General features: G+C 43.8%; 22 protein-coding genes. 8 read left to right on the forward strand and 14 right to left on the reverse strand.

Translation table 11 applies throughout. The features are described from left to right. Positions 1-43: 43 nt before the first annotated feature. From efp to QE390_RS06475, 6 genes are all read right to left on the reverse strand, one after another. On the reverse strand, positions 44-607 hold the full coding sequence (gene efp / locus QE390_RS06450; protein ID WP_106637041.1) for an elongation factor P: 564 nt from the start codon (positions 605-607) through the stop codon (positions 44-46). Between the two features lie 148 nt (positions 608-755). Next, entirely contained in the window at positions 756-1,742 is a 987-nt protein-coding gene (locus tag QE390_RS06455; protein ID WP_106637042.1) for a beta-ketoacyl-ACP synthase III, read from the reverse strand. 62 nt (positions 1,743-1,804) lie between these two features. Continuing rightward, positions 1,805-2,740 (reverse strand): phosphate acyltransferase PlsX, encoded by a 936-nt coding sequence (gene plsX / locus QE390_RS06460; protein ID WP_106637098.1) that lies wholly within the window; start codon positions 2,738-2,740, stop codon positions 1,805-1,807. Between the two features lie 149 nt (positions 2,741-2,889). Beyond that, a complete protein-coding gene (gene rpmF, locus QE390_RS06465) occupies positions 2,890-3,084 on the reverse strand; it encodes a 50S ribosomal protein L32 (RefSeq protein WP_106637043.1) in 195 nt (64 codons plus the stop codon). Positions 3,085-3,179: 95 nt separating this feature from the next. Beyond that, positions 3,180-3,734 (reverse strand): DUF177 domain-containing protein, encoded by a 555-nt coding sequence (locus QE390_RS06470; RefSeq protein ID WP_307141536.1) that lies wholly within the window; start codon positions 3,732-3,734, stop codon positions 3,180-3,182. A 155-nt stretch (positions 3,735-3,889) separates the two neighbouring features. Then, a complete protein-coding gene (locus QE390_RS06475) occupies positions 3,890-4,930 on the reverse strand; it encodes a toxin-antitoxin system YwqK family antitoxin (RefSeq protein WP_307141537.1) in 1,041 nt (346 codons plus the stop codon). 160 nt (positions 4,931-5,090) lie between these two features. Between QE390_RS06475 and QE390_RS06480 the strand changes: the two genes are divergently transcribed. Further along, a complete protein-coding gene (locus tag QE390_RS06480) occupies positions 5,091-6,032 on the forward strand; it encodes a GDP-L-fucose synthase (RefSeq protein WP_307141538.1) in 942 nt (313 codons plus the stop codon). A gap of 256 nt (positions 6,033-6,288) precedes the next feature. Further along, positions 6,289-6,936 carry a porin family protein gene (locus tag QE390_RS06485; RefSeq protein ID WP_307141539.1) on the forward strand — a complete coding sequence of 216 codons (648 nt, stop codon included), beginning with the start codon at positions 6,289-6,291 and terminating at the stop codon, positions 6,934-6,936. A gap of 79 nt (positions 6,937-7,015) precedes the next feature. On the opposite strand, the gene QE390_RS06490 is transcribed toward QE390_RS06485, so the two are convergent. From QE390_RS06490 to QE390_RS06500, 3 genes are all read right to left on the reverse strand, one after another. After that, positions 7,016-7,786 carry a S41 family peptidase gene (locus tag QE390_RS06490; RefSeq protein WP_307141540.1) on the reverse strand — a complete coding sequence of 257 codons (771 nt, stop codon included), beginning with the start codon at positions 7,784-7,786 and terminating at the stop codon, positions 7,016-7,018. Next, positions 7,740-8,360 carry a hypothetical protein gene (locus QE390_RS06495; protein ID WP_307141541.1) on the reverse strand — a complete coding sequence of 207 codons (621 nt, stop codon included), beginning with the start codon at positions 8,358-8,360 and terminating at the stop codon, positions 7,740-7,742. The genes QE390_RS06490 and QE390_RS06495 overlap by 47 nt, the downstream gene beginning before the upstream one ends. Before the next feature lie 142 nt (positions 8,361-8,502). After that, positions 8,503-9,804: a DUF349 domain-containing protein gene (locus tag QE390_RS06500; protein ID WP_106637050.1), complete on the reverse strand. Its 1,302-nt coding sequence runs from the start codon at positions 9,802-9,804 to the stop codon at positions 8,503-8,505. Positions 9,805-9,890: 86 nt separating this feature from the next. On the opposite strand from QE390_RS06500, the gene ettA reads away from it, so the two are divergent. Then, complete coding sequence (ettA, locus tag QE390_RS06505; protein ID WP_307141542.1) at positions 9,891-11,558, forward strand: energy-dependent translational throttle protein EttA; 1,668 nt, start codon at positions 9,891-9,893, stop codon at positions 11,556-11,558. 45 nt (positions 11,559-11,603) lie between these two features. Here ettA and QE390_RS06510 read toward each other — a convergent pair whose 3' ends face one another. The 4 genes from QE390_RS06510 to QE390_RS06525 form a co-directional block, all read right to left on the reverse strand. After that, positions 11,604-12,026: a hypothetical protein gene (locus QE390_RS06510; protein WP_307141543.1), complete on the reverse strand. Its 423-nt coding sequence runs from the start codon at positions 12,024-12,026 to the stop codon at positions 11,604-11,606. 47 nt (positions 12,027-12,073) lie between these two features. Then, a complete protein-coding gene (locus QE390_RS06515) occupies positions 12,074-12,529 on the reverse strand; it encodes a hypothetical protein (protein WP_307141544.1) in 456 nt (151 codons plus the stop codon). A 555-nt stretch (positions 12,530-13,084) separates the two neighbouring features. Further along, the gene (locus QE390_RS06520) at positions 13,085-13,768 is read right to left on the reverse strand and encodes a tetratricopeptide repeat protein (protein ID WP_307141545.1); all 684 of its coding nucleotides are present in this window, start codon (positions 13,766-13,768) and stop codon (positions 13,085-13,087) included. Beyond that, positions 13,717-15,255 carry a tetratricopeptide repeat protein gene (locus QE390_RS06525; RefSeq protein WP_307141546.1) on the reverse strand — a complete coding sequence of 513 codons (1,539 nt, stop codon included), beginning with the start codon at positions 15,253-15,255 and terminating at the stop codon, positions 13,717-13,719. The genes QE390_RS06520 and QE390_RS06525 overlap by 52 nt, the downstream gene beginning before the upstream one ends. A 106-nt stretch (positions 15,256-15,361) precedes the next feature. On the opposite strand from QE390_RS06525, the gene QE390_RS06530 reads away from it, so the two are divergent. From QE390_RS06530 to atpH, 5 genes are all read left to right on the forward strand, one after another. Then, a complete protein-coding gene (locus QE390_RS06530; RefSeq protein WP_106637054.1) occupies positions 15,362-15,571 on the forward strand; it encodes an AtpZ/AtpI family protein in 210 nt (69 codons plus the stop codon). Between the two features lie 465 nt (positions 15,572-16,036). Next, on the forward strand, positions 16,037-17,101 hold the full coding sequence (gene atpB, locus QE390_RS06535; protein ID WP_106637056.1) for a F0F1 ATP synthase subunit A: 1,065 nt from the start codon (positions 16,037-16,039) through the stop codon (positions 17,099-17,101). A gap of 82 nt (positions 17,102-17,183) precedes the next feature. Then, entirely contained in the window at positions 17,184-17,441 is a 258-nt protein-coding gene (gene atpE, locus QE390_RS06540; RefSeq protein WP_106637057.1) for an ATP synthase F0 subunit C, read from the forward strand. Positions 17,442-17,610: 169 nt separating this feature from the next. Next, on the forward strand, positions 17,611-18,105 hold the full coding sequence (atpF, locus tag QE390_RS06545; RefSeq protein ID WP_106637058.1) for a F0F1 ATP synthase subunit B: 495 nt from the start codon (positions 17,611-17,613) through the stop codon (positions 18,103-18,105). A gap of 55 nt (positions 18,106-18,160) precedes the next feature. Next, positions 18,161-18,700 (forward strand): ATP synthase F1 subunit delta, encoded by a 540-nt coding sequence (gene atpH / locus QE390_RS06550; RefSeq protein ID WP_307141547.1) that lies wholly within the window; start codon positions 18,161-18,163, stop codon positions 18,698-18,700. Between the two features lie 91 nt (positions 18,701-18,791). Here atpH and QE390_RS06555 read toward each other — a convergent pair whose 3' ends face one another. Beyond that, entirely contained in the window at positions 18,792-19,238 is a 447-nt protein-coding gene (locus tag QE390_RS06555; RefSeq protein WP_307141548.1) for a transcription elongation factor, read from the reverse strand. Positions 19,239-19,291: the final 53 nt, after the last annotated feature.

Raw genomic sequence — 19,291 nt, forward strand, 5'->3', positions numbered from 1 at the left:
GTAATACCTCAATCATCAAGCACTTTTGATGATTAAACAACTGTTACTTGACGCGTTCTACGTAATCGTAAGTACGGGTATCAATTTTGATTTTTTCACCCTGCTCGATGAATAAAGGAACCATGATTTTTGCTCCGGTTTCTACTTCAACGGGTTTCTTAGGGGAGTTAGCCGTATCCCCGCGAATACCAGGTTCGGCGTAAGTTACTTCCAGTTCTACGAAAGGAGGCATTTCCATCGTCAGAGGAGCCTCATTTTCCGTGTTAATCAGAACCTCCACGCTTTGTCCTTCTTTCATCAAATCAGCACCCTGTACGATTTTATCGTCCAGCGTAATCTGATCGAATGTTTCCGTATCCATAAAGTTGAATCCTACTTCATCTTTATACAGGAACTGGAACGTACGGCGTTCTACCCGAACCGGATAAATGGCTACGCCTGAGTTAAACGTGTTATCAATAACCCGGCCTGTGGTTAAGTTGCGAAGTTTCGTACGTACGAAAGCAGGCCCTTTACCTGGCTTTACGTGTAAGAATTCAACAATTTGGAACAGGTCGTTATTGTAATTAATGACCAGGCCGTTCTTAATGTCTGCGGTCGTTGCCATGAAAATAGTTATCAGTTATAATCGTGAAATACCCGATCCAGTTGATAAGGCATTTATTCTGTTCCTACGTTTAAAATGCATGAACAGTTTGTTTAAACATCAGAAAATGAATTCAGTACCTTCAATTGTATCCTGAATTCATTTGGTATTATTTACCCCATTTGAGATAGACCGAGCCCCAGGTAAATCCGCCCCCAAAGGCAGCCAGAACCAGATTATCTCCGGGTTTCAATTGACTTTCGTAATCCCATAAACACAGCGGGATAGTCGCTGCTGTGGTGTTGCCGTAGCGATGAATGTTAAGCATGACCTTTTCTGGTCCAATACCCATTCGCTGAGCAGTGGCATCAATGATCCGCTTGTTGGCCTGATGCGGTACCAGCCAGGCTACGTCATTACCCGTCAGGTTGTTTCGCTCCATGATTTCAGCCGCAACTTCAGCCATGCGGACGACCGCAAATTTAAAGACAGCCTGTCCTTCCTGACGTGCGAAGTGCTCACGATTCTGAACCGTTTCCAGCGTGGGAGGATATTTACTTCCCCCTGCTTTTTGAAACAAGTGCGAAACGCCACTCCCATCCGAATAAACCTGAGAATCAATAATTCCATTTCCAGAGGTGCTCGGTTCGAGTAATACAGCTCCGGCTCCGTCTCCGAAAAGAACGCAGGTGGTCCGATCCGTGTAATCAACGATGGAGGACATTTTATCGGCTCCGACTACAATAACTTTGCGATATTTCCCCGTTTCAATAAACTGAGAACCAACCGTTAGTGCGTACAAAAAACCGGAACAGGCCGCTCCTAAATCGAAGCTGGGAATATTCCCCAATCCACTGCCGGCAGCAATGAGATTGGCTGTTGATGGAAATACGTAATCCGGCGTAACGGTAGCACAAAGCAGTAAATCGACTTCTTCGGGACTGGTCTGAGTTTTTGCCAGCAAGCCTTTCACTGCTTCAATGGCCATTACGGAAGTTCCCTGCCCTTCGCCCTTAAGAATTCGGCGTTCTTTGATTCCGGTACGGCTGGTAATCCATTCGTCCGAGGTATCAACCAAGGTAGAAAGCTCTTCGTTCGTCAGTACGTAATCAGGCACGTAACCCTGAACGCCCGTGATCGCTGCAGTGATTTTCATAGGATCTTATAAAGCAAAAAAGCATGAGTCATACGCTTACAGACGCGACCCATGCCTTCTGGCTAACTTAACGCTTGCTTAATCTTTGTAGAGACTTCTGATTCAATCTGTCGCTTTGCCAAATGAATCATATTTTTAATTGCTAAAGGAGATGAAATCCCGTGAGCAATAATCACATTACCATTGACCCCTAAAATGGGACTTCCGCCGGCTGATTCATAATTCATGTGGTTAACAAAAGCGTCATCCACTTTCCGGCTACTCAAAATATCGTAAATCGATTCACCCATTTTCAGAATTACGTTACCTGTAAATCCGTCGCAAACAATCACGTCTGCTTTATCGGTGAAAAGGTCTTTTCCTTCGATATTTCCAATGAAGTTATACTTCTTATTCGCCTTCATTAACTGATAGGCCGCCTGAGCAACAAGAGATCCTTTCTGTTCTTCTTCGCCAATGTTAACCAGAGCTACGCGAGGATTTTCTACTCCATGCGTATACTGGGCATATAAAGAACCAATTTCACCAAATTGTTCAAGTGTTTCGGGCTTACAGTCAGCATTGGCACCAATGTCGAGTAACACGGCCATTTTTCCAGAAACCTGCGGAGCAAAACCCACAATAGCCGGACGAACCAGCCCTTCTACTGCTTTGACGCTAAATAAAGCACCTACGTGCATTGCTCCCGTATTTCCAGCCGAGCAGAAAGCATCCACTACGCGTTCTTTCAAAAGCTTGAATCCTACGCTAATGCTGGAATTGGGCTTTTGAGACAAAGCTTTCGTAGGATGTTCTCCCATGGAGATCACCTCAGTGGTGTGTACAATTTCAATCGAAGCAGGAAGAGTGCGATCACCCAGAATATCCTGGATAGCCGCCTGATCACCGATAAGTACGATCCGAACCGATTCGGGTAGTTCCGGTGCAGCCAGTAAGGCTCCCTCAACAACTGCTTTTGGGGCAAAGTCGCCCCCCATAGCGTCTACTGCAATCTTCATCCAGGTAACCAATATTTGGTGGCGGGCAAAAATAAGCGTTTCGCCAAAAAAATAAATGGTTAATTGCTGATTGTTCCTAATTAGAACTCGCTTTTAATTACGAATTCATAATTAGTTAACCAACAATTAACCATTTTAAACGCTATAAACTAGGCGTTTGCTTTGTAGTTTTCTACTACTACTTTACCACGGTAGTACAGATTTCCTTCGTGTACGTGTGCACGGTGGTAAAGGTGAACTTCGCCCGTAGCAGAATCAGTTGCTAATTGCATAGGGGTCAGGTTATCGTGTGTCCGGCGTTTGTCACGGCGGGTGCTGGAGTGACGGCGTTTAGGGTGTGCCATTTTGTTCTCAATTATGAGCCTTTCGCCAGTAGCGTCGGGCCGTTGTTATCTATGTGATCGATTTTGAATACTCTTTCTTTCGTACTGAAGCTGGATTACTTCGATCCATTTTTCAGTTTTTTCAAAGCTTCCCAGCGAGGGTCTACTTCGGGTTCCTTCTCTTCATCCGCCGGAATAGACGTATAAATCAAAGTTTCATTGGTTTCATCCTCCTCGTCTTCACTGGATTCCGTACGAAAACGGGGATGAAGTTTCTTCATGGGAACGGTTAATCCGATAAAATCGAATAAATACCGGGCTACATTAATGGTTGCCGTATCCCAGAGGATGAGTTCAATTTCATCAGAAATCTGTTCAGCTTTATCTCCAAACTTAAGAATCTGCTTCTCTTTCGTATGAAAAGGCTCCTGAAATGAATCCAGACTACGATCGCATACCAGCTCGTAGGAACCCTGAATATCGAAGCTCAGCTGAAGCATGGTAGAGGACTTATCCAGCCCTACTTTCGCCTTAAACTCTCCTTTATCAATTAAATCCTGCTCCAGAGCTTTAAAAAACTCTTCTCCTCCCTCAAACTCAAAGTCATAATGTTTATTCTCCAACTGAAGAATATCGACATCATACTTTCGGATTTCCTTCGAATTAGTCATCTCTGTCAAAAAGGCTCGCAAAGTTAGGCCAATCTGCTGATTTTTACAACGGTATAAAAATCATTTTTTACAGAAGGGCCCACTTTCGTGAATATTTTCCGTTAAAAACCTAAAACTTAAGCTTATTACCCTGCCCTTACTCAGGCATTGATTCTTTAAAAACGCTCGGTAGTCTGCTCTTCTTCTTTTTTTCCTTTGTTCTTGTTCTCGTAAATAAGCTTACCACGATTGTCGTACTCCCGCAATACCACTCCTTCTACGGCTTCGTATTTATCCGCTCCATACTGAATATCGCGTTTGGTACGACTACCACTGCCAAACTGATGGTATTCCCGCCAGAGTTTCACCCGAACCGAATCATCCATGTTGCCCTCTTCCTTCAACTGCCCGCCTTCGTAAAAAGAACGGTATAGACCCGTATAATGACCATGCATGCGGGGAATTACTTCTTTGATTTTGGTTTTCGCTGCGTCGTAATACGTAATCTCTGATTCAGCCGGAAATCCCTTATCGTAACTCTGCTTATCCATTAAGCCTTCGTCTCCGTCCACATCCCGACCATACTTTTCCCAGCGACCGTGCTTGGTACCCATATAGTAATACCCTTCTTCTTCCAGATGTTCGCCTTTGAATCGGCGATAAGGGCCGTGAAGAATCTGAGCGTAATCTTTATCCTTAATGGGTGTGACCAAAATGCGATGGGCCCGGTAATCAAACCAGTGAATATCCCGCACATACACGCTGGGGGCCTGATAGGCTTTTAATACATAAAACTCTTCAACCGTCACTTTATCGCCCGAGCCTAAGCGATTAGCTATTCTAGTCACCGCAATACCTTCGTATTCATTCCGCGAAAACTTATTAACGGTCTTTTTGTTCTTCTTGCGAGATTTAAGGACTTTCAGACCCAAATCAGAAGGTAAGCCATCGGTGTTCAAGTCTCCCAGCGGAGAAGAAAGACCAGCACCGGCAGAAACACCGCTCAACGCCGCTTTTTTTAGATTTTCTTTACTACTAAAGGCTTCCTTTATTTTATTTTTTTTCTCATTGAGCTCATCCAGTACTGTTTTCTGGCCGCTCTTGTTAATGAGAGGAGCCTTGGATGTAGTCAATAAGGAATCTGTTTGAGCCTGCGTTTGTTGGGCACAAATCAGCAGGATAAATCCTCCCAATACACTGAGAAAAGATTTGTTCATGGATTGCTTCTGGTAAGTACTCGCGGGTGGAACGGTAAAAAAATGCTAATTATTTTCCGAAGTCTCTTATTCTAAGTGCAAAATTGCGAAGAGTTATTTTATTCTAAGGTAAACCTATTCACATTTAAACCCACCTATCTCATATAATCGTTCAAAAATCGTGGAAAAAAACGCTAAAATTTATATTGCCGGGCATCGGGGCATGGTAGGCTCCGCTATTCATCGAAAACTACAACAGGAAGGATTTACTAATTTTGCTTTACGAAGCTCAAAGGAACTGGATCTACGCGATCAGGCAGAGGTTCAGGCCTTTTTTGAAGAAGAACGTCCCGATTATGTTTTTCTGGCAGCAGCAAAAGTAGGAGGCATCGTCGCCAATAACACGTACCGGGCTGATTTTCTGTATGAGAATCTCATGATTCAGAATAACGTTATTCACTCGGCTCACCTAACGGACGTAAAAAAGCTGATGTTTCTGGGTTCTTCCTGCATCTATCCCAAGCTCGCTCCCCAGCCCTTAAAGGAGGAATACTTATTAACTGGTTTTCTTGAATCTACCAACGAGCCTTACGCCATTGCGAAGATCGCGGGTATTAAAATGTGTGAATCGTATCGTCGTCAGTACGGAAAAAATTTCATCTCGGTGATGCCTACGAATCTCTACGGGCCTAATGATAATTACGACCTTCAGAATTCGCACGTATTACCAGCTCTGATTCGCAAATTTCACGAAGCTAAAGCCAATGGTTCGCCAAGCGTTGAAGTTTGGGGGACAGGTTCTCCCCTGCGGGAATTTTTGCACGCAGACGATTTAGCCGAAGCTTGTTATTTCTTAATGCAGGAATACGATGGTGAAGAATTTGTAAACGTCGGAACGGGCGTTGATTTGTCCATCAAAGCATTAGCTGAACTGGTCAAAGAAACCGTAGGCTACGAAGGTGAACTCGTCTGGAATACGTCTAAACCCGATGGTACCCCCCGCAAACTCATGGACGTAAGTAAACTTCATGGCTTGGGCTGGAAACATAAAATTGAACTCCCCGAGGGCATTCGTCAGGTATACGAGAAATTCAAGGAACGCGAAGATATTCGAGTGATGTAAGTACACTAGTATCCTCGGTTAAAGGGTCTGGATCGGTATCGATTCAGACCCTTTTCTTTTTTTCACCCTTTCACAGGGTATTTTACCCCTCTCTATCCGCCTCATTATCAATTAACAGTTGGATTTTTAACTTTTTTTCAGAAAATCCTTAACACTCTTTAACTCAACAAATTCTTTAAATATTCAAAACTAAAGCACTTTTGAATCACCAAACAGAACATTGTCATCGATTCAAGCGGGTATTTCCCTATAAGCCATGAAAAAATTACTCTTCACTTCAGCCTTTGTTTTCTCTATCATTTTTGCCCAGGCTCAGGCCAATCGTTACCATCCCAGTAAGCAGTATTATTCCAGCACGGACCCAAGTGAAGTTCGCTTTGGACTCAAAGCAGGGGTTAACCTGGCAAATGTCATTGTGTCGCCCCGCCCGGGTAACCTCATCAGTGGACGGACTGATTTTCATGCGGGGTTATTCGTGGAAGTGCCCATTAGCGAAAAGGTCAGTTTTCAGCCCGAACTTCTGTATTCCCGTCAGGGCTTTCGCCTAATTAATGGATTCGGCAATGTGTCACTAAATACCATTAGTGTCCCTTTGTTAGCTAAAATTCACATGACACCTAACGTGTCGCTGGTGGTAGGACCGCAGGTAAGTTATCTGGCCAATGCCCGTATCGGACTTAATAACTGGTTTGCCTTTAATTATAACAATGCTTTTCAGAAAGTGGGCGTAGATGCCGTAGCAGGGCTTGAATTTGAAGCTGGCGATTTTGTCATTGGAGGTCGTTATAATTACGGTTTAAATAACGTCAACAAAGACTTTACCTTACTTGATCGATTTTCTTTGAATAACCTTTTGCAGGTTCGTAACTCAACGGTACAGCTTTCGGTAGGGTATAAGTTTTAATAGACATTTCCCCCATTTAATCATTAAGGTGAAAGAAAAAACCTCCGGACGCTGTCTGGAGGTTTTTTTGTGGAATTACTTATAATGACTTTTTAGGTAAAGTCAACAAGACGCCCGGTAGATTAAGCTCGGTTTGCAGGCGTTCGTTATACCTATCAAAATTGGCAATCCGACCACTTGAAGTCGGGAATTGTCCCGTGGTTAAGTACGTTACCGCGTCTTTGATGCACCTTTCCTGTGGGTCGCCCCAGTTATGACTCACGTCATCGGCCTGTTCACGATCTACCGTCAAGCCATCGTAATAATCGCCATAATTGTTTGCGTTTACCTGCTTCACTGCCAGTGGGAATGCGTAATAATCCATAGTGGGAAGACCATAATACCCAGCCGGTTTCCCGTACGTCGTTCCTCCTACCAGCTTTACCGTCATGTAAGGCTTTAATGCATTGATTAGTAATTCACTAGCAGATGCCGTATTATTCGTGGTAATAAAAACTACCTTGCTCAAATTCAGATTAGAGGCAGGCAGCGTACTTTCAAAATTAACCGTTTTGTTCCAGCTTGCGTACTTGGTGTTATGCGTGTCCTTATACATTAACTTGCCCGCGGCAGTGCTGGGAGCAATGAGGTTCGCAATCTTTACTGCTAGATTTACGTAACCCCCGCCGTTGTAACGTTCATCGAAAATGAGTTCGGTTACCTGGTTGCTTTTTAAATAACTAAAAGCTTCATCCAGATCGGCGGAAGCTGTTGACCCTAAAAAGCTATTAAAAGCGATGTAACCGATCTTTTTACCATTCTGCTCAATTACACTGCGGGTTAATACCGGATTGGTTTGATAAGCTCCCACTGGTAAGATTTAAGGTCGTTGACGAGCCGTCAAGCTTTTTGAAAGCTACTGAAATCGAAGCCTTAGCTAATTCTGTGTTCAGGGCGTCTACGTTCGCCGTAGTAGCAGCCACGTTATTGATGGACACGACCTGCCAGCCCCGTTGTACGCCCTGTTTACCCGCACTTGAGTTAGCGTATACGTACGCAATACGCAGGTCGTTCGCAGCAGCAAATCGAAACCCTACACCGATATCGCCCTCAGTTCCTGAGGCAACATTATCCCAGTCAGATTTAAGGATGGCAAAACTCCAGCGATCCAGATTCGTGCCTTTCGTACCAAGCGGACTGTACGTTCGAACCTTCTTCATTACATCCTGAGGGGTGGCATAACTCGTCGGATTGAAGCTAGTTAGAGAAGGTAGTTTATCCGACCACAGGTAAAGTTCCTGAGAGAGGAAATACACACTGTCCCGAACATCTGCCGTTTTAGTAGTAGGGGTTGGCGTTGGCGTAATTGCTTTCTCATCTTTTTTACAGGAAGCAGCCAGCAAAACGACGGTTAAATAAATTAGAAAATGGTGAAAAATTTTCATTTCAATATTTCGATTTTGGCAAGGATTGCATTTGATAACCTAAAATACTACGAAATATTTTATTACTAGTTTTCTTTTTTATTGGCCAATAAAAAAGCCAGACTACGAATAGTCTGGCTTCTAAAACTAAAAAATTAAAAGCTTATAAAACGGTTTCCAGATCACGTTTGAACTCAACGAGTAACATTTCTTTCACGGCCACTTTCCGCTTTTGAGTATTTACTTTTTGGAAGAGAACTTTATCTGCCGCGACGTAGGCTCGAATCCGACCGTCAAATTCCAGGTATTGTTCCAGATCACCTTTTTCCTTACGTACCAGATATTCCATCTGATAAATCTGTATTTTGAGTTGATCGCGTTTGGGTTTCTCATCAAAATCGGGGTAACGATACCCAATTACCCGACGCAGATAATTTAACTCAAACACTTTATCACAGGCCAGACGGAACTTCTCGGCTACGTTACGATCCAGCGTTTTTACTTTAGGAGCTAAATCTTTCCACTTCACCAGTAACTCTTTGGCCCGATCGGCTGCTCTGGCGATAACGTCCTGATGAACCGAAGCAGTCAGCGTTTCTGCTTCTGCGGCAATGGCTTGTAACTCTGCCAGACGAGGGTCTACGCGAGGACGGGGCGTAATGCCTTTAATAGCGTTATAACGATCAAAGAAAATGGTAGTGGCCTTCTTAAAGCGTTTCCATAATTTGCTTTGACGTTTGGGAGGAACGGGACCAACCGTTTTCCATTCATTTTGAAGTTGACGAACCCGACCAAAGGCTTCATCAAACTCCGTGCTTCGCATCAGTTTTTCGGATTCCGCAACGATAGCTTCAAGTTTATCGAAACGTTCGTCGATGATGCGATTCTGTTCGGCATAATATTCACGGCGACGCTGGAAGAAATCATCAGAAATCCGATCAAAGCCTCCTTCGATCTCATCGAGGTATTCTTTGTCAACGGGGCCTGTTTTCAGCCATTTCGTTTTAATTTCCTGAATTTTATCCGTGGCTTCATTCCAGTCAGGAATAGCCGTAGCGGCCTGCTGAACTTCCTCCAGCAAGGCTCGTTTGATTTCCAGGTTCTTTACCTGATTGGACGAAATAAGCTCGCGAAGATAGCCTTCCAGCTTTTCCAACATGGCCAACAAAGGAGGGAAATCACCCAAGCCATCAAACTCAATGAGATTTTTTCTCAGTTGCAGCAGTTTTGTTAAGTAAGAACCCTTGTTTTGGGCCTCCTGAACATCCTGATGTAGTTGAATAACCTTCTGTTGAGCGAGTTGAAAGCGAGTTCTAAAGTACTCTAAAGCTTCTTCTTCCGTATTACGCACATAACCGATCTCGCGATCTGCGTAACCATTGTAGCCTTTGAGATAAACTTTTCCTTCTTTTGTGTAACCGTGGGTATCTTCGACGTAGCGGTTGGGTGTGATCGTGGTCTCCATGGGTTTTTGAGGGCTGAGACTGGACAAATGGTTCTGAACGCCTACTTTTGCCAGTGCTGGTATTCAAGCAACAAATAAAACAAAAAATGAGTAACGAAACCATAATCTTTTCGATGTCTCGGGTGAGTAAAGTAATTCCACCCAGCCGAACGATCATCAAAAACATTTCTCTTTCCTTTTTTTACGGGGCAAAAATCGGAATTTTAGGGTTAAATGGTTCTGGTAAATCTACCTTAATGCGAATCATTGCCGGCATTGATAAAAGTTACCAGGGTGACGTGGTTTTTTCACCCGGATACTCCGTGGGCATGCTGGAACAGGAGCCCCAACTGGACCCCGAAAAAACCGTTCGGGAGGTCGTAGAAGAAGGCGTCGCTGAGGTTGTAAACTTACTCAAAGAATTTGATGCTATCAATGAGGCCTTCGGAGAACCTGATGCTGATTTTGATAAACTGTTAGCTCGTCAGGGAGAAGTTCAGGAAAAACTGGACGCTCTGGACGCCTGGGAGCTGGATACCCGTCTGGAACGGGCCATGGACGCTCTGCGTTGCCCGCCCGAAGATGCTAAAATTGCGAACCTTTCTGGTGGGGAACGTCGCCGGGTAGCTCTGTGCCGTCTGCTACTGCAACAACCTGACGTTCTGTTACTTGATGAGCCAACCAACCACCTGGATGCAGAGTCGGTACTCTGGCTGGAAGAGCACTTACGTCTTTATAAAGGAACTGTCATTGCCGTTACCCACGACCGTTACTTCCTGGATAACGTAGCGGGCTGGATTCTGGAGCTGGATCGCGGCGAAGGCATCCCCTGGAAGGGCAATTACACGTCCTGGCTGGAGCAAAAACAAAACCGCTTGGCTCAGGAAGAAAAGCAGGAGTCCAAACGCCAGAAAACCCTGCAACGCGAGCTTGACTGGGTACGCATGGCTCCCAAGGCTCGTCAGGCTAAATCCAAAGCCCGTCTGGGTGCTTACGAACGTCTGTTAAATGAGGACATAAAAGAGCGGGAAGAGAAGTTGGAAATCTTCATTCCGGCGGGTCCGCGTCTGGGAAGTAAGGTCATTGAGATCGAAAATGTTTCAAAAGCTTACGGCGATAAGATTCTTTTCGAAAATCTGACATTTTCTTTACCTCCGGCTGGTATTGTTGGCGTCATTGGACCCAACGGTGCGGGTAAATCTACCCTTTTCAAGTTATTAACGAATAACGAAAAGCCTGATTCAGGGTCGGTAGAAGTGGGTGAAACCGTTCAACTGGCTTACGTAGATCAGTTACACGACAGCTTAAAAGCCGATAAATCCGTTTACGAAACCATCTCGGGCGGCAATGACCCTATGCTGATTGGTGGAAAAATGGTGAATGCCCGGGCTTACGTCAGTCGCTTTAACTTTAGTGGTTCGGATCAGGAAAAGAAAATTTCGAATCTTTCCGGTGGCGAGCGTAACCGCGTTCACCTGGCCATGATGCTTAAGGAAGGTTCTAACCTGCTCCTGTTGGATGAGCCAACCAACGACCTGGACATTAACACGCTCCGGGCACTGGAAGAAGGTCTGGAAAACTTCGCGGGTTGTGCCGTAATTATTTCCCACGACCGCTGGTTCCTTGACCGGATTGCTACACACATTCTGGCTTTTGAAGGGGATTCACAGGTATACTGGTTTGAAGGTAACTTCAGTGAATACGAAGAAAACCGCCGCAAACGTCTGGGTACGGATGCTACACCTAAGCGGATTAAGTATAAAAAGCTGATGTAAATAGATTGAAAGAGGAATACGTCTAGGCGTATTCCTCTCATTTCTTCAGGGCTTGTGATACTGATATTGTAGCTGAATTCTTAAGGCTAAAATTCCTACATACGCGGCTACAGGGCCTACTAAAACTCGCCAAGTTAAAGCCGTAAAACAGGCGAAACTTTTCGTAAAAACTACCGTATATAAAACATACAGTACAGGAAACCCCAAAGCCCACATAACTCTCTTTTTGGTTAAAACTCCTTTTTTTACTAATGAAATTTGGCTTCCAATCATTCCCAGATATAAGAAGGTTTCCAAAAGAATTTCAGGCCATTCTGTAGAAAAATACGGCATCAGGTAATATAAAGGAAATCCTGTTTCATTATACCACAAAGGATAATAAGCCATTCCTCCATAACAATTAAATACCTGACAAAGCAGTGCACATAGTAATTGCATCCACGTTAAAAAGTAATCTACATTTTTCATATTTATCCCCTGTTATTTAGCTTTTCAAACCTACATTTAGCTTGTAATCATAACATTACCCAGAATCTAGTTCCGCCTTTATCCATGGTTATAAAAGATAGAATCTTTTTGTCTTTTATTAAAAGATTTAGCAACGTCTCATTATTTGATTTAACGCAGAAAACTCTTTCATTATATTTTTGCTTATGTAATAGGTTTTTCTCTTCCTTATGTAATTTTTCGTAAGGGACATATTGAAACGTACGCAGGTCTTTGGGAGCTATCTTTTGATGAACACTTTCTAATACCATTCCTATAAGTTCTTTCCTTTTTATTTGAATGATGTCATCTTCTTTGTTAGTACCGTTGCTAAAGTAAGCTTCTAAAATTTCTTGCTTATTAAAATTTGCTTCGTGAATAGCTATAACAAAGGACACAGCCATTTCTCTTTCGTTGCTAGCGATTGGTTTCGTATCCACAGCCATTATTCCCCATAGAAGCGGCACGAACAGTAAAGTTTTCATTTCAGAAATGATTCAATAGTTAATACTAATTCCTGCCTTGAATAAGGCACTATCATTTTCTTGCTAATAGCACGCAATCCTTCCCTATTTTGATGATGAGCTTCCCTGAAAGCCTCTGATTGTTACCTAATAAAAACAAAGTAGCTCTCTAAAGAAGGACTTAAATAGTCCTGAGAAATGTAAATAATCCAGCCGTTAAACGCTTGTTTTCTTACTCAGATTCATCTTATCCTGAATTGATACGGTATAGACCGTTCTTCGTATGTTTCAGATTACCAACAAACCATTATCCGCTTCGCTAACAGAAGTAGATTAATCTAAAGCGTCTAATAGTTCAATGGACAGCCGATAAGATAGGCCAAAAAATAGAGTAAGCACAGAAGATAAGAAGGCATAACGCTCATAGGTAGAACTGTTTTGTTTACAAAAACAAAACTCTATTCTCAGAACCAGCCATCCTTTTACAAATGTTAAAAAATCAATAGAGAAGCATACCTTTTAGGTAAATCCTTTTCACGAAACAACGTCGAGATGATACCAGTAATCTATTTTAGCTTATTTACCCTTGGCAGCTGTTAACATCTCTTTCGCCATATTAACCAAGTTACTCGAAGGATAATTATCAATGAAAACCGTCAGAGCTTTTCGATAGGCCTCGGCATTTTCGGTTTTAGCTACCAGCATAGTTTTCAACAGAGCAAATTTATCTTCGAGTGCATTGCCGGCATATTGCTTTAATCCCTGCTCGGTCTGCGTGAGAGCATTGGTATATTCTCCCTTCTGATAAGCTTCGTAAGCTTGGGCGTACAGGTTCTGAGCGGCGGCTTCTGCTCCGGCTGTCAGGGGCGTTAAGCTGCTGCGATTGATGAGTCTGACGTAATAGGATTCAGGAAACTTCTGGAACAAGCGGTTTTTGAATTCATTCTGGCGGGGTGTTCCTTCGCTAGCCAGATAAGATAAATACAGGGTTTCGGCTTCGTATTGCGTAGCTGGAAAAAGGGCTAGTAATTTTTCAAACGTGGCAATGGCTTTGTCGTTTTCTCCCAACCCAAGTCGGTAAATTTTTCCTAATTCATAATACGCGTACTCCTGCTTTTTCTTCGATTCTATCAACGCATCCGGCCCAAACGGAATCGTCTTCTTGAGCGTTTCTACTTCCTGTTGCAGCGGAGAAAGCTTTACCTCCGTCACATTACCTGACCCAGACTGAGTACTGTTGGTATTGCGGGCCGCAGCCACCGCTTCGGGGTTTTTAAAGACGTTTCCTTGGTTGCCCTTCGCCAGTTATCCTCCAGCGTACGCGTCCCCCACTTTTCCTGAAATTCCTGCCGACCGCGTTGTACCGAAGCTGGATTATAGAAATACCAGGCATTCGACGCCTGCACATTATCCGGCTGCATGCCCGAAGAAGCCAGAATCTGTTCCTGCTGAGCCCGGGCAGCTTTTTCTTCGGCGATCTGTTTTTCGCGGGCTTCTTTCTCTTTTTTCTGCTTTACGTACGTTTCCAGATATTTATCCAACTGAGTCGGATTCATAGCCGCCAATCGCTGTAAACTATCTTCGGTTTTTATGACTTTCCAATGCTCTACAAAAGCGTCAAGCACTTTCTTTTTCTCCGTGATCTGAGCCAGATTTGGCAGGCTTCGCGGATTCAACGCAATTGTACTGTCATAATACATTTTAGCTGCTTCGTATTCCTGCAAAGGCTCATAGCTCAAATCCGCAATTCGCAGATAAATAGCAGAAAGTTGCTCGGGTCGCTCTGTGGCTCTGGAGGCGGCCTGCTTGTAGAAAGGTAAAGCCTCGCGAATGCGACCCCGGCGTTCTTCAAATGAGCCCATAGCGAAGTAAATCTGATCTTGTAAATCAGCATTCTTACGATCTTTAAGCATCTTGTTAAAGCTTACTTTGGGATCGGTATTGGGCTCATTGAGCAACGCGTTCAGGCGGGCATAAAAAGAAAGATCATAGTTCGGACGGCTTCTCTGAACCGAAGCGTATTTCTCGAGAGCTTTTTCGGGCTTAGACGTTAATTCGTAAAGTTGTCCGAGAGCGTAATACACCCGGGCTTTCTTTTCGTTTTTCTTCATTAACGGAAGGCTTTCTTCCAAAATGGCCGCTGCAATGGCGTATTCCCGATTAAGCTCATGCAGGTAAGCTTTCGTTAAGTAATACGTCAGGGTTTGTTCCTTGGATAAGGGTAAATTCCGCACTACCTCAGCCACTCGCAGAGCCGAGCGGTATTCATCCTGCTCGGTATAGGCTCGCATCAATCCAATCAAAGCATCCGGTCGGGCATTCGACTCGGGATAATTCGTATTAACGTACTTAAAGGTTTCGATGGCATTTTTAAAATCTCCCTGAAGCAGGCGGGCTTTCCCCAGCAACACGTAGGCATCAGGCAAATATTTAGCATTCTGGTGACGCTCGGCTACCAGAGAAGACTTTTTAATAATTGCCGTTAAATCTTTTTCTACCTGTTTGGTTTCCATCGAATCGATGGGCATTAACACAGGTAATAGAATGGCATAGTTATCCTGACGATTAGCAAAAAGCGTTTTTTCGGCTTCTCCCATTATTTCCCGAGCCTGCAATAAGGCATTATACTTGGAAGTAACATTATGGAAAGCCACATTTGCCGGAGCCGTTGAGTGTTGCGTACAGCCAAACAGACCAGTCAGAAGAAAAAGGGCAATAAAAGAATATCGATACAAGGGAGTTGGCATGGAAATAATTACATCGATTCTAAAACGTAGGGGCTGGCTTATTTTTTATGCCAAGTTCGTAAATTCTTACCAAATATGAATTCAAAACCTTTTTACCTTAACACCTATGGCAGGCCAGGATCCCCAATCTAATCCCTACATTCGCTACACGGGTATTGCCATGCAGATGCTGGTTACCATCGGCGTAGGCGTGTTTTTAGGCCTTAAACTCGACGAGTGGATGGAAACCAAAACACCCTGGTTTACCATTGGCTGTTCGTTATTTTTCATTATGGCCGCTCTAATTTCTTTGATCCGTAGTTTACCTAAAACCTAGCACGCAGGCAGGTTCCCCTGCATCTACATCCTTATTTCGTTCCTACCTTTACAGCCTGATCTATTAAGAATAGCTGATATGTGGCGGTTAATTATCCCTATCATTCTCGTAGGAATTGTATTTTTTCTAGCTCCAGTGCTAGGCCTCCAGTCTTGGATTCATCCGCAAAGCTGGGAAATGTTAGCCTTCTTTGGGGGCCTCGGATTTTTAAACCATCGGCTGGTGGAAAGGGGCATGGCCCAAAACGGCGACAAGTTCGTTACTTTTTACATGGCGAGCATGGTTTTACGGCTTGTATTGAGTTTTGTATTCCTGATAGTCTACTTTTTTCTAGGCACGCTTGCTATCAAGCACTTCATAATTCAATTTTTTGTACTCTATTTATTTTTCACAGGTTTTGAAATTGCCGGAGTGTATAGTAACTTGCGGCACTTTTCGGAGAAAAAGCCCTGAAATCCAGACGTGATGAGCCGCAATCGTTCGTATAAAGCACTTGCTATCAGTATTCTAACTCTAGTATTTTCCGTTTTTAGCTCGCCAGCTACTTTTGCTCAACATGAGCACGAAGGGCATGCGGAAGCCACCCATAGCCATGGAGAAGCGGAAGAATTTAATCCTGGTCAAACTATTCTTCATCACGTAGCCGATGAACACCAGTGGCATTTAGCAACTATTGGCGAATCGCACCTGGCTATTCCTCTACCTGTGATCCTGTATACGCCAACCCGGGGGGTTCATGTATACTCTTCAAAGGAATTCTATCACGGGTCAGGTGAGCATGATGGATTTACTTTACACCACGAACATTTCACATCAGAGGATGGATCTACCGTTTATGATTTTTCCATTACCAAGAACGTAGCTTCTCTGATCATTAGTGTCATTCTTTTAATTACGATTTTCTTTGCCGTTCGCAATGGTTACGCGAAACGTCAGGGTAAAGCTCCCAAAGGAATTCAGTCTGCGATGGAGCCTTTCGTCATCTTTATTCGTGACGAAGTAGCAAAGAATTATATTGGTGAAAAACATTACCGCCGCTTCCTTCCTTACCTGCTGACGGTATTCTTCTTCATCTGGATTAACAACCTGCTCGGCCTGCTTCCAGGAGCAGCTAACGTAACAGGTAACATCGCCGTTACGTTGACCCTCGCCGTTTTAACGTTCATCATTGTGAACTTCAACGGTCGCAAAACCTACTGGACGCACATTTTTGCCATGCCTGGTGTCCCCAAATGGATGCTTATTGTGATGACTCCCGTAGAGATCGTGGGTATGATGATGAAGCCTTTCTCATTGATGGTTCGTCTTTTTGCTAACGTTACGGCAGGTCACATTATCCTGTTGAGCTTACTGAGCTTGATCTTTATTTTCAAGTCAGCTGCTTTAAGTGTGATTGTAGGTCCTTTCACCGTGTTTATGACGATGATTGAGCTTTTAGTAGCCGTACTTCAGGCCTACATCTTCACCGTGTTAACCGCTAGTTACATTGGAGCTGCCGTGGAAGAACATCACCACGACGATCATCATTAATCTTTGAATTTGTACCCAAGGGCTGATTTGGCCTGAGGCTTTTTATACATTTTTTGTTTCACTCTTATAATTACAAACAGTCATGTTGACTATTCTCTTACAAGCTGCTCAAGAAGGTGGACTTTCATTAGCTTACTTAGGTGCTGCTATCGGTGCTGGTCTGGTTGCTATTGGAGCAGGTCTGGGTATCGGTCGTATCGGTGGTACGGCTATGGAAGCAATCGCTCGTCAGCCAGAAGCTTCTGGTAAAGTTCAGGGTGCGATGTTGATCGTAGCTGCCTTCGTGGAAGCCGTTGCTCTGTTCGGTGCAGTAATCTGTCTGCTTGTTGCCGTAAAATAAGTTACGCTTCAAGTACGAACGTACGTAGAGTTATTAGGTATCAGGTCTGGCTTGCATTAGGTGACCAGACCTGGTATCAATCTTAGTGAAACAAGAAAGAGAATATTAAAACGCAGGGTTAGTATTAACCTGGTTTTCAATTTCCAACACCCAAATAGTTCCCACTAACATGGACTTAATTACCCCAAGTCTTGGTCTTATTTTCTGGCAGTTAGTATTCTTTCTGCTGTTAGTATTTGTACTGGGTAAGTACGCCTGGAGACCTATTTTATCAAGTCTGAGTGAGCGTGAAAAATCAATCGAGGATGCTATTGAATTAGCAAAAAACACTCGTAATGAAATGGCTCAGCTTAAGGCTGACAACGATAGAGCCAAAGCAGATGCTTTGATTGAGCGGGATGCCATCCTCAAACAAGCTCGTCAAACGGCAGAAAAAATGATCGCGACTGCTAAAAACGAAGCCGCTCAGGAAGCCAAAGCTGAAATTGAGAAAGCTCGTAAAGCATTCCGTGAAGAACAGGCTGCTGCCGTTTCTAAGCTGAAAAATGAAACAGCTAAAATTGCCGTTGAAATTGCTGAGAAAGTACTTCGTCGTGAATTATCCGACAAAAATGCTCAGGAAGCTTTAGTAAACGATTGGCTCCAAGACGCAAAACTGAACTAATTCCGCACGGCGAAAACGAGCTCCAATGCTTGTGTTCGCAAATATGCATCCCACTATGTCTGAACAAAGCGTAGCGTTTCGATATGCAAAGTCATTGATCGGGCTTGCTCAGGAAAAAGCAGTACTGGATACGGTTTATAACGATATGCAGTTGTTTGCAGAAACCTGCCAGCAAAACCGTTCGCTTGCTCTTACGCTGAAAAGCCCTATCGTTAAGCACTGGAAGAAACTGGAAATCCTAAAAGCCCTGTTCGAAGCACGGGTGAATCCGATTACTTTCAGCATTTTTGAAATTATTACTAAGAAAAACCGTGAAGCCCTGCTGCCTGCGGTTGCCAAAGAATTTAATCGGCAATACCAGCAGCTCAAAGGCATCGAGGTAGCCCATATTACGACGGCTTCTGCCCTGACTGAAACGCAACGTAGCGAATTTAAAGCAATGATTGCCAAACAGACGGGTAAGAGTATCGAGCTGTCGGAGACCGTAGACCCTCAACTCATCGGGGGTTATTTACTGCGGGTAGGAGATAATCAGATTGATAATTCCATTAAGAGTCGTCTGAACTATTTGAAAGTTCAGTTCGCTCAAGATTAGTTTAGTATAGAGTATCCCTTTTATTTCTGATTTTTTACCTGTTTGCATACAGTTAGAAAAAACCCACCAGATTGGCGGGTTTTTTTTGTGCCTAACTTACACTGGTAATCTGATAGGTTTTCCGATTAAAGAAAAAGGTATCTCCTACTCGTTTGTGAAGTAACTGATTTCCAATGGGAGATCCGGGTGAGATCACGAATACTTTAGTCTCCTCTATCTCCAAAGCTCCTATACTAATGGCAATGAAAAACCATTCGTCATTAGCCTGAATCAAAGCTCCCAATTCTCCTTTCTGGCAGGGCATGGCTAACTCCTTGCGTTCGAGTTGTAAACGCTCCTGACGCAGTAACTCGTATTGCTGAGCGTATCGATCGCGTTCGTTTTGAGCCATGGCCCGGCCCGTTTCGTATTTATCGCCAGCAGAGCTTTTACTCTCTTCATTAGCCGAAGCCTGAGCCGCCTGCATGGCGTTCCAGGCGATGCTTACTTTTTCGTCAACGATAGCTTTGAGTCGCTCCAGCAAAAATTCTTTAGTCATACATTCATTCATAAAAGAAGGGCTGATGAACACTCACCAGCCCTTGTGCTAAG

It is taken from the genome of Siphonobacter sp. SORGH_AS_1065, assembly GCF_030818595.1.
Classification (GTDB): domain Bacteria; phylum Bacteroidota; class Bacteroidia; order Cytophagales; family Spirosomataceae; genus Siphonobacter.

What these genes read in the sequence shown, in the direction of transcription:
- efp (WP_106637041.1), bottom strand. Translation starts at nt 607, where the DNA reads ATGGCAACGACCGCAGACATTAAGAACGGCCTGGTCATTAATTACAAT.
- QE390_RS06455 (WP_106637042.1), bottom strand. Translation starts at nt 1,742, where the DNA reads ATGAAAATCACTGCAGCGATCACGGGCGTTCAGGGTTACGTGCCTGAT.
- plsX (WP_106637098.1), bottom strand. Translation starts at nt 2,740, where the DNA reads ATGAAGATTGCAGTAGACGCTATGGGGGGCGACTTTGCCCCAAAAGCA.
- rpmF (WP_106637043.1), bottom strand. Translation starts at nt 3,084, where the DNA reads ATGGCACACCCTAAACGCCGTCACTCCAGCACCCGCCGTGACAAACGC.
- QE390_RS06470 (WP_307141536.1), bottom strand. Translation starts at nt 3,734, where the DNA reads ATGACTAATTCGAAGGAAATCCGAAAGTATGATGTCGATATTCTTCAG.
- QE390_RS06475 (WP_307141537.1), bottom strand. Translation starts at nt 4,930, where the DNA reads ATGAACAAATCTTTTCTCAGTGTATTGGGAGGATTTATCCTGCTGATT.
- QE390_RS06485 (WP_307141539.1), top strand. Translation starts at nt 6,289, where the DNA reads ATGAAAAAATTACTCTTCACTTCAGCCTTTGTTTTCTCTATCATTTTT.
- QE390_RS06495 (WP_307141541.1), bottom strand. Translation starts at nt 8,360, where the DNA reads ATGAAAATTTTTCACCATTTTCTAATTTATTTAACCGTCGTTTTGCTG.
- QE390_RS06500 (WP_106637050.1), bottom strand. Translation starts at nt 9,804, where the DNA reads ATGGAGACCACGATCACACCCAACCGCTACGTCGAAGATACCCACGGT.
- ettA (WP_307141542.1), top strand. Translation starts at nt 9,891, where the DNA reads ATGAGTAACGAAACCATAATCTTTTCGATGTCTCGGGTGAGTAAAGTA.
- QE390_RS06510 (WP_307141543.1), bottom strand. Translation starts at nt 12,026, where the DNA reads ATGAAAAATGTAGATTACTTTTTAACGTGGATGCAATTACTATGTGCA.
- QE390_RS06515 (WP_307141544.1), bottom strand. Translation starts at nt 12,529, where the DNA reads ATGAAAACTTTACTGTTCGTGCCGCTTCTATGGGGAATAATGGCTGTG.
- QE390_RS06525 (WP_307141546.1), bottom strand. Translation starts at nt 15,255, where the DNA reads ATGCCAACTCCCTTGTATCGATATTCTTTTATTGCCCTTTTTCTTCTG.
- QE390_RS06530 (WP_106637054.1), top strand. Translation starts at nt 15,362, where the DNA reads ATGGCAGGCCAGGATCCCCAATCTAATCCCTACATTCGCTACACGGGT.
- atpB (WP_106637056.1), top strand. Translation starts at nt 16,037, where the DNA reads ATGAGCCGCAATCGTTCGTATAAAGCACTTGCTATCAGTATTCTAACT.
- atpE (WP_106637057.1), top strand. Translation starts at nt 17,184, where the DNA reads ATGTTGACTATTCTCTTACAAGCTGCTCAAGAAGGTGGACTTTCATTA.
- atpF (WP_106637058.1), top strand. Translation starts at nt 17,611, where the DNA reads ATGGACTTAATTACCCCAAGTCTTGGTCTTATTTTCTGGCAGTTAGTA.
- atpH (WP_307141547.1), top strand. Translation starts at nt 18,161, where the DNA reads ATGTCTGAACAAAGCGTAGCGTTTCGATATGCAAAGTCATTGATCGGG.
- QE390_RS06555 (WP_307141548.1), bottom strand. Translation starts at nt 19,238, where the DNA reads ATGACTAAAGAATTTTTGCTGGAGCGACTCAAAGCTATCGTTGACGAA.